Origin of the sequence: Streptococcus sp. HMSC067A03, assembly GCF_001814295.1 — a bacterium.
Lineage (GTDB): Bacteria > Bacillota > Bacilli > Lactobacillales > Streptococcaceae > Streptococcus > Streptococcus constellatus.
Genome location: NZ_KV815642.1, coordinates 129,074 through 142,637 on the forward strand (window position 1 = coordinate 129,074; position 13,564 = coordinate 142,637).

12 protein-coding genes and 1 other annotated feature are annotated in these 13,564 nt (G+C 38.8%); of the genes, 2 read left to right on the plus strand and 10 right to left on the minus strand.

Translation table 11 applies throughout. The features are described 5' to 3' along the window. Nucleotides 1-125: 125 nt before the first annotated feature. On the minus strand, nt 126-338 hold the full coding sequence (locus tag HMPREF2963_RS01260; RefSeq protein WP_070668119.1) for a YdbC family protein: 213 nt from the start codon (nt 336-338) through the stop codon (nt 126-128). A gap of 86 nt (nt 339-424) precedes the next feature. Here HMPREF2963_RS01260 and HMPREF2963_RS01265 point away from each other — a divergent pair, with 86 nt between their 5' ends. Continuing rightward, nucleotides 425-766: a hypothetical protein gene (locus HMPREF2963_RS01265; RefSeq protein ID WP_070668121.1), complete on the plus strand. Its 342-nt coding sequence runs from the start codon at nt 425-427 to the stop codon at nt 764-766. A 15-nt stretch (nt 767-781) separates the two neighbouring features. Here the strand turns inward: HMPREF2963_RS01265 and HMPREF2963_RS01270 are convergent, their stop codons facing one another. From HMPREF2963_RS01270 to trpX, 3 genes are read right to left on the minus strand one after another with little or no spacing between them, the layout of a single operon-like run. Then, nucleotides 782-1,537, minus strand: coding sequence for an ABC transporter ATP-binding protein (locus HMPREF2963_RS01270; protein ID WP_070668123.1), 756 nt, complete (start codon nt 1,535-1,537; stop codon nt 782-784). Continuing rightward, the gene (locus HMPREF2963_RS01275; protein WP_070668125.1) at nt 1,534-2,400 is read right to left on the minus strand and encodes an ABC transporter permease; all 867 of its coding nucleotides are present in this window, start codon (nt 2,398-2,400) and stop codon (nt 1,534-1,536) included. Before HMPREF2963_RS01275 ends, HMPREF2963_RS01270 begins: the two co-directional genes overlap by 4 nt. A gap of 44 nt (nt 2,401-2,444) precedes the next feature. Further along, nucleotides 2,445-3,449 (minus strand): tryptophan ABC transporter substrate-binding protein, encoded by a 1,005-nt coding sequence (gene trpX, locus HMPREF2963_RS01280; protein ID WP_070668127.1) that lies wholly within the window; start codon nt 3,447-3,449, stop codon nt 2,445-2,447. Nucleotides 3,450-3,569: 120 nt separating this feature from the next. Then, nucleotides 3,570-3,806: a binding site (T-box leader), on the minus strand. Nucleotides 3,807-3,923: 117 nt separating this feature from the next. Here trpX and fbp62 point away from each other — a divergent pair. After that, nucleotides 3,924-5,573, plus strand: a complete 1,650-nt coding sequence (fbp62, locus tag HMPREF2963_RS01285) for an Rqc2 family fibronectin-binding protein Fbp62 (protein WP_049476636.1) — start codon at nt 3,924-3,926, stop codon at nt 5,571-5,573. A gap of 500 nt (nt 5,574-6,073) precedes the next feature. On the opposite strand, the gene budA is transcribed toward fbp62, so the two are convergent. From budA to HMPREF2963_RS01315, 6 genes are all read right to left on the minus strand, one after another. Further along, the gene (gene budA, locus HMPREF2963_RS01290; RefSeq protein WP_049476635.1) at nt 6,074-6,793 is read right to left on the minus strand and encodes an acetolactate decarboxylase; all 720 of its coding nucleotides are present in this window, start codon (nt 6,791-6,793) and stop codon (nt 6,074-6,076) included. A gap of 155 nt (nt 6,794-6,948) precedes the next feature. After that, nucleotides 6,949-8,613: an acetolactate synthase AlsS gene (alsS, locus tag HMPREF2963_RS01295; RefSeq protein ID WP_049476634.1), complete on the minus strand. Its 1,665-nt coding sequence runs from the start codon at nt 8,611-8,613 to the stop codon at nt 6,949-6,951. An 82-nt stretch (nt 8,614-8,695) separates the two neighbouring features. Continuing rightward, entirely contained in the window at nt 8,696-9,925 is a 1,230-nt protein-coding gene (locus tag HMPREF2963_RS01300) for a tetratricopeptide repeat protein (protein WP_083312515.1), read from the minus strand. Then, the gene (locus tag HMPREF2963_RS01305) at nt 9,912-11,090 is read right to left on the minus strand and encodes an AI-2E family transporter (RefSeq protein ID WP_003069788.1); all 1,179 of its coding nucleotides are present in this window, start codon (nt 11,088-11,090) and stop codon (nt 9,912-9,914) included. The genes HMPREF2963_RS01300 and HMPREF2963_RS01305 overlap by 14 nt, the downstream gene beginning before the upstream one ends. A gap of 396 nt (nt 11,091-11,486) precedes the next feature. Continuing rightward, a complete protein-coding gene (locus HMPREF2963_RS01310; RefSeq protein ID WP_003069789.1) occupies nt 11,487-12,863 on the minus strand; it encodes a HAMP domain-containing sensor histidine kinase in 1,377 nt (458 codons plus the stop codon). Beyond that, nucleotides 12,860-13,516 carry a response regulator transcription factor gene (locus HMPREF2963_RS01315; RefSeq protein WP_003069790.1) on the minus strand — a complete coding sequence of 219 codons (657 nt, stop codon included), beginning with the start codon at nt 13,514-13,516 and terminating at the stop codon, nt 12,860-12,862. Before HMPREF2963_RS01315 ends, HMPREF2963_RS01310 begins: the two co-directional genes overlap by 4 nt. Nucleotides 13,517-13,564: the final 48 nt, after the last annotated feature.

The following is a 13,564-nucleotide window of genomic DNA, read 5'->3' on the forward strand; positions in this document are numbered from 1 at the left end:
AAAGCGTATTTTCAAGTTTTTGTGTAAAATTCCTTATTTTTTACAACAAAAAAGAGAGTCATCAACAGCTACATTTATAGATCGTCTGTCTCTCACTCTCTTGCCTTTATTCTATTTACGCTTTACTAAGCCTTAAAAGCCTCTACCAATACTTGAAATTCTTCATTGGAAAGCGTAATCCCTTTCCCCATTTTTGTATGGCCAGGACTCCAGCTACGGATATCGTACTTTGCTGGCGCACCATTGAAACTCACTCGGTTCAGCTCTTTCGTCCAGCCTTTATCATTTTCTGATAACACCAGTAACTTTTCTTCTATCTCAAATTTAAACTCTGACATTTTTTCTCCTTTTTCTTCTTTCTTGATTTATTCGTAAAAAATTTACTTTTTTAGCAAGTTTATTATATAATATATTGTAACAAGTTATGGAGAATTTAGCTATGAAAAAATTTCTCGAAATGATTTTAGAACGCGCAAGTGAATTTATCAATTACAAAAAGAATACGCAAGAAATAGAGGAGGACAACGCCAATATTTTGCAGATGATTGAAACCGCTTTGCAAAAGAAATCAGGCGTACATGTCATTTTTTTAGATAAAAGTTTTACGGGTGATATTGTCAAATATGACAAAGAACGTCAGCAGCTCATTATAAAAAATTTCCAGAAAAGCATGTCTACCATTATTCGTATTTCAGATATTAAGCGGATTCGTCTGGTTCCTAATACTATCAGAGAAGCGCAAAAAAGAAATTCCAACCTCAGCTAGGAGATTGGAATTTTTTTATTCAAATAAGCTGTAATAATCCGCAATCGTCATTTTCGCTTTCTCTTCTTGATGTAAGTCTTGGATAATTTGTCCTTCTTTCATGACAATGAGACGATTGCCATATTTGAGAGCATCCTCCATGTGATGAGTAATCATAAGAGCCGTCAGTTGGTCTCTTTGGACAAAATCATCAGTCAACTCCATAAGAGCAACACTAGTTTTCGGATCCAGCGCTGCTGTATGTTCATCTAGAAGAAGCAGTTCTGGGCGCTTGAGAGTCGCCATCAGCAAACTCAAAGCCTGTCTCTGACCACCAGAAAGAAATTCAATTGGCGTATCCAAATGCTTTTCTAAACCATTGCCGATTTTCTCTATTATTTCTTGAAATTCTTTGCGATAACGCTTCAGACGACGTGGGACCAAACAACGTTTTTCACCACGAAATTTTGCAATTAACAGATTCTCTGCCACTGTCATACGAGGAGCTGTTCCCATTTTTGAATCTTGAAAGACACGTGACAGATACTTAGCACGTTTCTCTGGCGAATAACTCGTCACATTTTCACCTAGAATATAAATGCTGCCACTCGTCAATGGCAATGTTCCTGAGATGACGTTGAACAGGGTAGATTTTCCCGCCCCATTTCCACCTAAAATGGTAATGAAGTCATGCTTATGAATGGTCAAGGAAACATTGTCAAGAATCGTTTTTTCATCAAAGCCATTATTCACAACTTTCGTCGCATTTTTTAATTCTACAATTGCTGTCATTTGCTTAACTTGACTCCTTTAAAGAATTTATTTTTAAAAGTCGGAATCATGAGGCAAACCGCCAAGATAACCGCACTATACAGACGGAGATAACTGGTATTAAAACCAAGTGCAATCACACCCCAAATCAGAAATTGATAGAAAATAGCTCCGACAACAATCGTTAGTAAACGTTCTGCTAATGTCAGACTAGTAAAGAGCACCTCACCGATGATGAGGCTAGCAAGTCCGACAACAATCACTCCAATACCGCGCGAGACATCCGCATAACCTTCCTGTTGAGCAATGAGGGCTCCTGCTAGAGCAATAACACCATTAGATAGCACCAATCCCATCAGCTCCATTCGCCCTGTGTGAATACCAAAACTCCTCGCCATATCAGGATTATCTCCTGTAGCAATATAAGCTTGACCCAATTTTGTATCTAAGAAAAAGAGCAATGCAGCTATTACCAAGCTGACAAAAAGTAGCCCTGTTAGAAGATTGTTGATTTCGCTAGAAAATGGCAGAAAGTCCTGAATTTGCTGGGTTCCTAGAAGACCAAGATTTGCTCGCCCCATTAACATGAGCATAATCGAATGGCAGGAAGTCATGACCAAAATTCCAGAAAGTAGAGTAGGTATTTTCCCCTTGGTATAAAGAAGTCCTGTTGCCATACCTGCCAAACACCCTGCCAGAATGGCAACAACAGTCGCCGGAAAGGGATTGATACCTTTACTAATCAGCGTAACTGCCACTGCTCCCCCCAAGGGAAAAGAGCCTTCGGCTGTCATATCAGGGAAGTTTAAAATGCGGAAGGTCATAAAAATACCCAAACCTAGTATGGCCCAAACAAGGCCTTGTGAGACAATTGAAATAATCATAATGTTGTCCTAACTTTAAAAAATATCATTTCTTATCAATCGGATTACTCAATGACTTGTCCTGCTTTTTTCAGAACATCATCTGGAATCGTTATTCCTAGCTGAGCAGCCACTTTTTTATTTATAACCGTTTTTCCAGTATTAAAGATTTCAACCGCTGTGTTTGCTGGTTTAGCCCCTTTCAAAATCTTCGCAGTCATTTTTCCAGTCGCTACTCCAAGTTCTTTTTGATCTACTACAACGGAACCTAGACCACCTTCTTTTACCATAGCTGTCGCACTTGGATAGATAGGTTTTTTAACTGTTTGATTGTTGGAAACAACTGTTGAAAAAGCAGAAGCAATGGTGTTATCAATTGGAATCCAAATGGCGTCTACTTTCCCTGTCATCACATTCATGGTTGAAGCAATCTCATTTGTCGAAGGCACAGAATAAGGAAGCACCTTATAGCCTGCTTTTTCAGCCAAAGTTGTAAATTCTTCTACCTGCGTTTTGGAATTGTCCTCACTACTTGAGTAAAGAATACCAATTGTTTTCACATTCGGTGTTAACTGTTTAATCAGATTTAACTGTTGCTTAGCTGGATTGTGATCAGAAACACCTGTGATATTACCGCCAGGCTGTTTCAAATCTTTGACCAAATTTGCCCCAGCTGGATCGGTCACTGCTCCCATGACAACTGGCTTATCTTTCGTTGCACTAGTTAGCCCCTGAGCGGCAGGCGTTGCGATTCCAATCAGCACATCATTATTATTTGCAACTAGTTGCTTACTCATCGTTGCTACTTTACTTTGATCACCTTCTGCATTCATAAAATCAATCTTGATTTTCTTGCCTTTGTAGCTTTCTTGTGCCAAACTTTCTTGAATACCCTTATAAATCAAATCCAGCGATGGATGACTAACATATTGTAGTACGCCGACTTTTACTGTTTTTGTTGTATTGTTGATTTTTGTTGTTTTCCCATCATTAATGCTAGAATAAATGATTCCTCCAACAACTAAGACTACTAAAAGTGCAATAATTGCCATTAGTCGTTTATTTTTCATATCTGTTCTCCATTTCGTATGTTTCAAATGTTTATTCAAGTAAAATCCAGAGTCGCCATCGCTTAAACATACTTCCCCTCCATTTACAATAAAAGAAAAACCCACACACAGTTCATCCTGTGTGAGGGCGTAAATCGCGGTGCCACCTCAATTATGGGAAAAATCATACACTTTTCCCACATCTCTATCTTGTCTAACAACAAGTTGCACTATAAGGTGTGCTTACCGAATTTTTATCGTTTCAAATTCAAGTTCTATCCATTAGCCCAATTTCATAAAACCCTGCTGCTTGTTTCCACCAACCACAAGCTCTCTGCCAACAAATATTTTATTACTTTTCTAATTTGATATTATTTTAGAGGTTTCTGAAATAAATGTCAAGTATTTTGTCAAACTTTTCTGATAATAATTTTTCAACCTTTTCTTACTATTTTTTGTTATAATTTTCTTTAGTACCATTCAAGGAGAAAAACCATGTCCTTTGACGGATTTTTTTTACATCACATGACAGATGAATTGCGGCAACAGTTACTGTACGGTCGTATTCAAAAAATCAATCAACCGTTTAATCAGGAATTAGTGCTACAAATTCGCAGTAATCGACAAAATCATAAATTGCTCTTGTCTGCTCACCCTGTTTTTAGTCGCATTCAACTAACCCGTACCGCCTTTGAAAATCCAGCAGTGCCCACTACATTTATCATGGTTATGCGAAAATATCTACAAGGTGCTACGATTGAAAACATTTCACAAATCGAGAATGATCGAATTTTAGAAATTTCTGTCTCCAATAAAAATGAAATTGGAGATAACGTGGCAGCAACTCTTATCATCGAAATCATGGGCAAGCACAGCAATATCATCCTAATGGATAAGGCAAGCGGCAATATTATTGAAGCTATTAAACATGTTGGCTTTTCTCAAAATAGTTACCGTACGATTCTGCCTGGTTCAAGCTATGTCACTCCACCTCAAACAGATAAGCGCAATCCATTTACCATTTCTGATGAAAAATTATTTGAAATTTTGCATACAGAGGATTTGTCGGCCCGTTCTTTACAAAACTTATTTCAAGGATTGGGGCGCGATACAGCAGCCGAACTCAGCCAGCGCTTAACAAGTGATAAGTTAAAAATCTTCCGCACCTTCTTCACTAGCTCCACTCAGGCAACCCTGACTAGCAAGTCATTTACCCCCATTCTCTTTGCGGATAGTCAGAAAGAATTTCCTAGTTTATCACAATTGTTAGATGCTTTCTATCAAGATAAGGCAGAGCGCGATCGAGTTAATCAACAAGCCAGCGAACTGATTCATCGAGTGGAGAATGAATTAGAAAAAAATCGTAAAAAATTAACGAAACAAGAGCAAGAACTGGTCGCGACTGAAAATGCTGAAGAATTTCGACAAAAGGGAGAACTCCTCACTACTTTTTTGCACCAAGTTCCAAACAATCAAGACCAAGTAGAACTGGACAATTACTACACAAGCGAGAAAATTACTATTGTGTTGGATAAAGCTTTGACCCCTAACCAAAATGCTCAGCGCTATTTTAAGAAATACCAAAAGCTGAAAGAAGCAGTCAAGCATTTAACGGGACTGATTGAAGAAACTAAAGAAACCATTCAATATTTGGAGAGCGTAGAAACAGCTTTGTCGCAAGCTAATCTCACAGAAATTACAGAAATCCGAGAAGAATTGATTCAGACAGGCTTTATTCGTCGACGTCAGCGTGAAAAAATCCAAAAACGGAAGAAACCTGAGAAATATTTGTCTACTGATGGACAGACAATTATTCTGGTTGGACGAAACAATCTGCAAAATGATGAGTTGACCTTTAAAATGGCGAAAAAAGAGGAACTCTGGTTTCATGCCAAGGATATTCCCGGCAGCCATGTGGTCATAACAGGAAACCTGCAACCAAGTGATGAGGTCAAGACAGATGCTGCGGAATTGGCGGCATACTTTTCTAAGGCGAGATTGTCCAATCTTGTTCAGGTGGATATGATTGAAGTCAAAAAACTTAACAAGCCAACAGGTGGTAAACCTGGTTTTGTAACCTACACAGGGCAAAAGACCCTACGCGTTACTCCTAATGAAGCCAAAATTAAATCCATGAAGATGTAAGGTGTCTACTAACTGGCACCTTTTTCTGACTATTTTTTATATGTCCGACCCTCGGATGAAATGAATCTCTTTTCAGGCAAGTTATCCGACCCTCGGATGGAATGAATCTCTTTTCAGGTAAGCTGTCCGACCCTCGGATGGAATGAATTATTTTTCAGGCAAGCTATCCGACCCTCGGATGAAATGAATCTCTTTTCAGGTAAGCTATCCGACCCTCGGACGGAATGAATCTCTTTTCAGGTAAGCTGTCCGACCCTCGGACAGAGTAAATCAGTTCTCAAGCAGGTCGTCAATGTGGACGACAGCTTAAACCAGTTCTCGTTCATTTTGTCGACCGAGGCGACGAACTTGTTCTCATTATAAGGGACTGAAAAAACTTCTTAGAAAAGTAAAAGGCTTAAAATCAGTGCTTTTAACAACACGATTTTAAGCCTTTTTAGCATCATTCTTTTGAATTTTGAATGGAATTTGAGCTTTTGTCTAACTTTGTCCACTGTTTTTTATTCAGATTTCTCAATATCTTTCTTTAACTCCGACACATTCAATTTTGCAGAGAGAAAATCTTGGTCTTGAACCGGAAAACGCTGCTCCAAAGCCGCAATCGTTCCGATTTCAACCTCTCCATTTTTCATGACAAAATCCATGACATGTCCACCGAATTGGTGGTCATCAGATAGAAAATGAAGATGATAACCAGCTACGCTGACGCCGTGAAACAGCTCCGGCGTCCAAAAGCCAACAATCGTTCCTGAAATGTGTTCTGCATGATACTCCGGCTGATGAGCTGCGATTTCTGCAAACCTCTTTCCCGGAGAGGATTTTGGAGCTATTCGCACGTGCATGCTGCTAAATTCACCATGAATCTTAATTGAGCGAAAAAGATTTTCCCCGACATAGCTAGCTTCTATGCGCTTCTTCAACGCTTCATCAGTCAGCTCAACGTCCTGACGAAAACACGCTTCTGCTCTGTGAAAAGCCACTGCAGCATAAGGAACCGTCCTATCTGTTGAAACTTCTATCACTTCAGGAGTTGCTCCTATTCCCTTGGCTTGATAAGCCTTACCGTCAAGCACAATCAGCTCTCCGTCAATAGAGTCTAAAGTACCAATCCCTAAATCGCCATGTTGAAGCAATTCTTCAATCGTCATCGTCCCCTTGTAAAGCCCCGCCATCAAAGCCCCCAAAGTATTGTAGTGAAATAATGTTACAAGCTTTGCCATTTCTCCTCCTAGGCAATTTTTACTATCTTTCCTTGAAAAAAGCAGGTCTCACATCCAGCCTTTTACTTTCTAATACTGAACTACACATCAACCGTACAAGAAAATGAAAAATTGAACTCTCTTGAAATAGTCTTGAGCCCTTTCCCAGTTTCAATTTAATAAAACTCATCTGGTAAAATCGTTTCTCCTAGTGTACTGCTGTCCTTGTAATCCACTGGCACATCAATGATAACCGGTCCATTTTCCTTTAAGGCTTTTTGGAGCAACTGTGTTAATTCTGCTGGAGATGTTGCTCGGAATCCTTTCGCACCAAAACTCTCTGCATATTTAACAAAATCAACAGGCCCAAAGTCCACTCCAGATGAACGACCATATTTCATTTCTTCTTGAAATTCCACCATATTATAATGCCCGTCGTTCCAAATAAGATGAATAATTGGCAATTGCAGGCGAACCGCTGTCTCTAGCTCCTGAGCTGAAAAGAGGAAGCCGCCGTCGCCAGACACAGAAATGATCTTTGTGTTGGGACGAACCAAGGCTGCTGAGATTGCCCAAGGCAATGCTACTCCTAACGTTTGCATCCCATTTGAAAAAAGCAAATGCCTTGGTTCATAGCTCTTGAAATAACGTGCCATCCAAATATAATGCGTACCCACATCTACTGTAACTGTCATATCATCTGTCGTATTTTCCTGCAAGACTTCGACAATATCCAGCGGGTGTAGTCGTCCTGTTTCAGTTTGGCTGCGGTCAAATTTCACATCACCGTCCATTTTATCTCGCAAAACTTGCAGATATTCCCGTGACCCTTCTGGTAATTGATAACCGTTGATCGCTGGCAGCAATAAATCCAAAGTATTTGCAATATCTCCAATCAGCTCACGCTCCGGTTGGAAGTAAGTATCAATCTCTGCTGGCTCTACGTCAATCACAATGACGCGGGCAGAAATTTCCGCATTCCAGTTGCGTGCTTCATACTCAATCGGATCATAGCCGATAGCGATGACTAGATCAGATTTTTTCAAGAGCATATCACCTGGTTGATTACGAAACAGTCCGACACGTCCAAAGAACGTAGCTTCTTCCAATTCACGAGACACAATCCCAGCCCCTTGGAATGTTTCCACAACAGGCAACTGTACTTGCTCCAATAACTGACGAATAGAAGCCGTCACTTTGGCACTTGAAGCACCATTCCCCAAGAGAAGAACGGGCAACACAGCATTTTTAATCGCTTGCGCTAGGTAGTTGATGTCAGCCACTGAGCTAGAACCCAGTTGCGGATCCGTCAACGGTTTAATAGCCTTCACATGAACCTGACTATCCACCACATCCTGTGGAATGGAGATAAAACTTGCCCCCGGCATTCCTGATTTGGCATGACGATAAGCATTGGCAATAATTTCTGAAAGAGTATTGCCATCTTGCACTTCGACAGAATACTTGGTAATCGGCTTAAACAGTGCAGCATTATCCATGGACTGATGTGCACGTTTGAGAAGATCAGCTCGTTTGACCTGACCGGCTAAAGCTAGTACAGGATCCCCTTCTGCGGTCGCAGTAACCAAGCCCGTTGCCAAGTTTGAAGCGCCTGGTCCACTGGTTGCAATCACGACACCTGGCTCTCCTGTAATCCGCCCAATTCCTTGTGCCATAAAAGCAGCATTTTGTTCATGACGAGCCACGATCAGTTGTGGACCTTTGTCCTCTAAGGTATCAAACACACGGTCAATCTTTGCACCCGGAATCCCAAACACATAATCCACTTTATGATTAATTAAACTATCTACAATTAGATCAGCACCAAATTTTTCAGTCATTTTCTTCGTCCTTCCTGAATATCACGCTCATCATTATATCATAATTCCCATGCGTCTTATAGGATTGTGCTTGTTACTCTTTTTACAAACTATCGTACAATTCCTGCATGATACCGTCATCCGGAACGAGGCGAAGATAATGCTCTGCTTGGTGTTTTGCTTTTTCAAATTCACCCATTTCACGAAGTAGATAAATATATTGCTCTAAAAATTCTGGATTTTCCTGTAAATCTGAGAGCAACAGACTGTAGCGCTCCAAAGCTGCTGTTGTATGTTCCAAAGCTTGATAGGCACGTGCAATATTCCACTTCGTCAGAACATTATCTACATCTCGCTCTTCAAATGCCAAAACTTCATCAAAACGCTCTTGCTGCACATAAAGATTCGTCAAACGCAGTACGATTTCTTCCTCATCTTCAGCATTCTCTTGCGCTTGCAGCAGATATTCTTCTGCCTTTTGCTCATCGTGTAGCTCATAAGAAAGTTGTGAAGCCAGTAGCAAAAGACGAGTGTCAAACGGATTTTTCGATAAGCCCTGCTGCGTGAGGCGTAATGCTTCTTCTGTCTGATGTTCTGCATGAAGCGACAAAGCATAACCGTATTCATAGCCCTCAAAGTCTTGCGAAATCGTATCAATTTGCTTAAAGTACAGATTGGCTTTTTGATATTCTTTCTGATCATATAAAATCGTTGCTAGTTCAAAGGCCACCGTATCATCGTATTCAATCTCTAAAGCTTTTTCTAAAAACTCAATCGCTGCTTCAAATTTACCAAGACTTGCATAGGAAACGCCAATTCGCTGATAAGTAGAGACACCCGTCTGCTCATAAATGATGCGATTGTCTAAACTAGCATACTCTTTAATGGCTTGCTTAAAATTTCCCAATTCAAAATCTATTTCAGCCAAACCAAAAGTTACTAACGGCTCGTCAGTCAATTGTTTTGCTTCGGCTAGTTTTTCTCTTGCAACGTCCGGCAACCCTTCCATTTGGTACAAATCAGCTTTGACCAATAGAGCTGTCACGTACCAATCACTATCAAAATTAATTTCTTCTAGATAAGCAAAGGCCTCTTCCACTTTCCCATCTTCACTAGCAATCTGTGCTAAACTAATATAGGATTCTGGATAGTGGGGAGCTAAGTTTTCATAAATTCGCTTAGCTTGAGGGAAAAAGCCGATACTTTCTAAGTAATCGGCCAATTCAAGTAATTCTTCTTCTGTATCATTTGTTAGGGCTCTCTCAAAATATTTATTAGCATGCGCCAAATCCTGTTTTTGTAGAGAAGCGACCATTTTTTCACTGTTGTTCAATTCTCTCTCCTGTTTCATCTACTAATTCTTCTTCGTACAAACCGCTAACTTTTTTATACCATTTAAAAATAGCAGTAATCACAACTTTTGCAGAAGCATAGATTGGAATTCCCAGTAAAACACCCCAAATACCAAACATAGAACCAGCTGTCAAAAGGACAAAAAGGACATTAATCGGATGAATATTCAATTGGCTACCGAGAATCAATGGTGATACAAACCGCCCTTCAATCGTTTGCTCTACAATAAAGACAACAATAACTTTCAATAACATAAGCGGTCCAGCAATCAAACCTAAGACAAGAGCCGGTAACATCGCGAGAAAACTTCCTAAGTAGGGAACCAAATTTAAAATCCCTGCAGTTACTCCAAGCGTAACTGCATAACGAAGTCCTATTATCTTAAAGAAAATGATAAACATAATCGCTACAATGATAGCAACAGTCACCTGACCACGAACATAATTAGCAAGCTGTGTATTGACGTCTGTCAAAATTTGACCAACAGGGTCACGAAACTTTGTTGGTATGAATTTTGTCAAATAAGATTTCAAATTTTTCCCATCTCGCAAAAGGTAAAAAAGGATAAAAGGCATGATGATAATAGCTACAATCACTTGCGAAGCCGTACTAATCAATGTGCTCACCCAATTCACTGCTTTCGATGAAAAATTACTTGCCCAAGTCGTCACTTGATCTGAAAAATTGTTGGCAATTTCTTCCAATTGAGGCTTGACATCATCAGAAATACGATTTTCCAAAAAATCTTGAATGATTTTATTCGACTTTTGCAAATTAGCTGGTAAATTCCTTACAAAGCTCACAATCTGATGTTGCAAACTTGGAATTGCCACAGCCAATCCCCAAATCAAAAGCAAAGCAATCAAAATAAAAACAATCGTAATCGCAACCAAGCGATTTATTTTATGCTTCTCCATAAAATCCACGATCGGGTTCAATAGATAATACAAAAGCCCCGCTAAAATAACCGGCAGCATAATAACCCCGATAAATTCTAGAACAGGAATAAAAATGAAACTAATTTTGCTTAATACAAAAATATTCAATCCCAGCAATAATGTCACCAAAAAAACAGTGATTGCTTTATTATCTAAAAACCATCGAAAAAACCACGATAGACTGAAATCCTTCTTTTTATGTTCCATACAGACATCCTTTTCTTTATTTATCTCATTGTAGCATTTTTCACTAAAAAATTCTTGAAGAAAAAGTAGCTATTTGTGAATTTCTTCCTTGCGTCCAAGTCAAATATAAAAAAGTGAGGTTGGGACAAAAATTCCCAACCTCAAAATACACTATATAATATAATAAACCAACGACGCAGTAACTGATTCCTCAAAGCACTACTTTGAGGAATCGGATAGAACTTGCAAAGCAAGTTTCAAGGCGGTTCGCTTTTCAAGCTTGGAAGAAAATTTTTGACGAAAACTTCGTTTTCTTCATTCACCACCTCAACAGTCTAGAAAACTATTAAACTACTTTGCGAGGAGGAGACTACGAACTAAATTTTTGTTTCATTTAGTTCTATCCCATTCCCACTTTTAGTCTTCTTTATCTGAGAAAAAAATTATAAAACGCATTCGTTTGCCATCAACCGCCTCGAAGCGATAACGCAAGTTGTGTTTCTCCAAAATTTGTTGAACAATAAAGAGTCCCAAACCTGTTCCACCGTCTTTACGATTGCGACTGTAATCTGGACGATAAAATGGTTGAAAGATTTGCTGGATTTGCTGTTCATCCAACACATGTTCCGCATCATTTTCAATCATTAACTGACCATTTTGAATCGTTAAAAAAATTTCCCCGCCAGCTAATGCATAATGAAAAGCATTGTCCAATAAATTTTTAATCGCCTTTAATAAATACATTTTGTTACCATGCACATGAAGTTCTTCTAAATGAACGATAAACTTGTAACCTTTCATATCAGCCAGCATTTTATAAGTATTTAAATTTTCCTCTAAAAGCTGCTTAAGTGAAAACTCCTCTTCTTCCGCTTCTATACGCATTTCAATCTTAGAAATCGCCAAAATGGATTGCACAAGTTTAGATTGCTCTTCTAAAATTTCACGACATTTATGTAAATATTTATCTTTATCCTTGAAGTCACCAACTCCATAGATCATACCATCTACAATTCCCATCATGCTAGTGATTGGTGTCTTCAACTCATGAGAGGTCATACGAAGGAACTCTGCTTTCTCCCGCTCGCTTTCAGCCACTTTTTCATTTTCCAATCGCAAAGCTTCAATACTCATCAACAGATTTTGATAAAGAGTGTTAATATCTTGAGCAAGATTAGAAATTTCATCATGACCTTTGACTGGACAAATTACATCTGGAGAAAGAGTTGCCATCTTACGCGTACTTTCTGAAATTTCTTTAATGCGTTTGGTTGCAAATCGACTGTAAAGAAAAGCTGCCACACCACCTAGTGCTAAAGAAAAGAATAAGATATAAGGATAGAGGCTTAACAGCACATAATTAGCATCCGATATTGGTTGGAGGGAATATTCTCCACGCAAAGTCAATGTGGTACCTTCTGCCGTTTTTATCTTCTTACTCATACTTTTGGTTTGATTATTCAAGCTCATGTCAGAGGGTAAAATTGTTAATTGAAATTCCCCCTTTTCATTAGCTAAATCAATACGAGGATAAATAAGTTTTCCTTTTGCATCTAATATGCTAAACCAGACGCGTGTATTCTTTCGATTGTAGTCACTTAAAAGCTTTCCCATGTCATCTGACGGTTTTCCTTGAACCTGCTGGGCAATTTGGGAAAACTCACTTTTAGCCTCTCGATGTTTGACTTGATCATAATAAACAGGCATCACAAAATAAAGTGTTGCCAGAACCGTTGTCACGACAATAAAAATAATCGTTCCTGTCAAAAGGAAATGCTTTTTAGCAATTCTCACTCTTCTTCGCCCCCAAGTTGATAACCCATACCGGTAATAGTTTTAAGAGGAATTCCGGGAATTTTTTTCCGAATATTTTTCACATGGTTGTCCAAAACCCGACTATCTAGTTCGCTATAACCCCAGATTGTATTCATCAATTGATCTCGTGTCACTAAATGATTTTTTCTTTTAGCCAGAGCTTGGATGATTTCATATTCTTTTTTGGTTGGAGACATTTTTTCTTCTTGCCAATAAACTGTACAATCATCGATTGAAACACGCAAGTCCCCAACAAGAATTTCAGATTCTGTTACTGTACTACGGAAAATATTTTCAATCCGTTTCATTAAAATAAGTGGTGAAAATGGCTTAGTAACATAGTCGCTAATCAAATGGTTAAAGCTAACTAGTTGAGTATATTCATCATCTAGTGCAGTTAACATCATAACTGGAACCTGCGAAGTTTTGCGGACTTCCTTTAGTACATCCAAACCACTCATGGAAGGTAACATGACATCCAAAACGATTAAATCAAATGATTTTTCTTCAAATATACGCAAAGCTTCTGCACCGTCAAAAACGGGAGTTACTTCATAATGGTTTTCTTTTAAAAACTCACAAATCACTTGATTGATGGTAGTGTCATCTTCTACTACTAAAATCTTATGCATTTTTTACTCCTTAAATTATAAATATAAAATGACGAATAATCCATATAA

Bases quoted from the DNA above. Each gene is read 5' to 3' on its own strand.
- HMPREF2963_RS01260 (WP_070668119.1), bottom strand. From the start codon at position 338: ATGTCAGAGTTTAAATTTGAGATAGAAGAAAAGTTACTGGTGTTATCA.
- HMPREF2963_RS01265 (WP_070668121.1), top strand. From the start codon at position 425: ATGGAGAATTTAGCTATGAAAAAATTTCTCGAAATGATTTTAGAACGC.
- HMPREF2963_RS01270 (WP_070668123.1), bottom strand. From the start codon at position 1,537: ATGACAGCAATTGTAGAATTAAAAAATGCGACGAAAGTTGTGAATAAT.
- HMPREF2963_RS01275 (WP_070668125.1), bottom strand. From the start codon at position 2,400: ATGATTATTTCAATTGTCTCACAAGGCCTTGTTTGGGCCATACTAGGT.
- trpX (WP_070668127.1), bottom strand. From the start codon at position 3,449: ATGAAAAATAAACGACTAATGGCAATTATTGCACTTTTAGTAGTCTTA.
- fbp62 (WP_049476636.1), top strand. From the start codon at position 3,924: ATGTCCTTTGACGGATTTTTTTTACATCACATGACAGATGAATTGCGG.
- budA (WP_049476635.1), bottom strand. From the start codon at position 6,793: ATGGCAAAGCTTGTAACATTATTTCACTACAATACTTTGGGGGCTTTG.
- alsS (WP_049476634.1), bottom strand. From the start codon at position 8,613: ATGACTGAAAAATTTGGTGCTGATCTAATTGTAGATAGTTTAATTAAT.
- HMPREF2963_RS01305 (WP_003069788.1), bottom strand. From the start codon at position 11,090: ATGGAACATAAAAAGAAGGATTTCAGTCTATCGTGGTTTTTTCGATGG.
- HMPREF2963_RS01315 (WP_003069790.1), bottom strand. From the start codon at position 13,516: ATGCATAAGATTTTAGTAGTAGAAGATGACACTACCATCAATCAAGTG.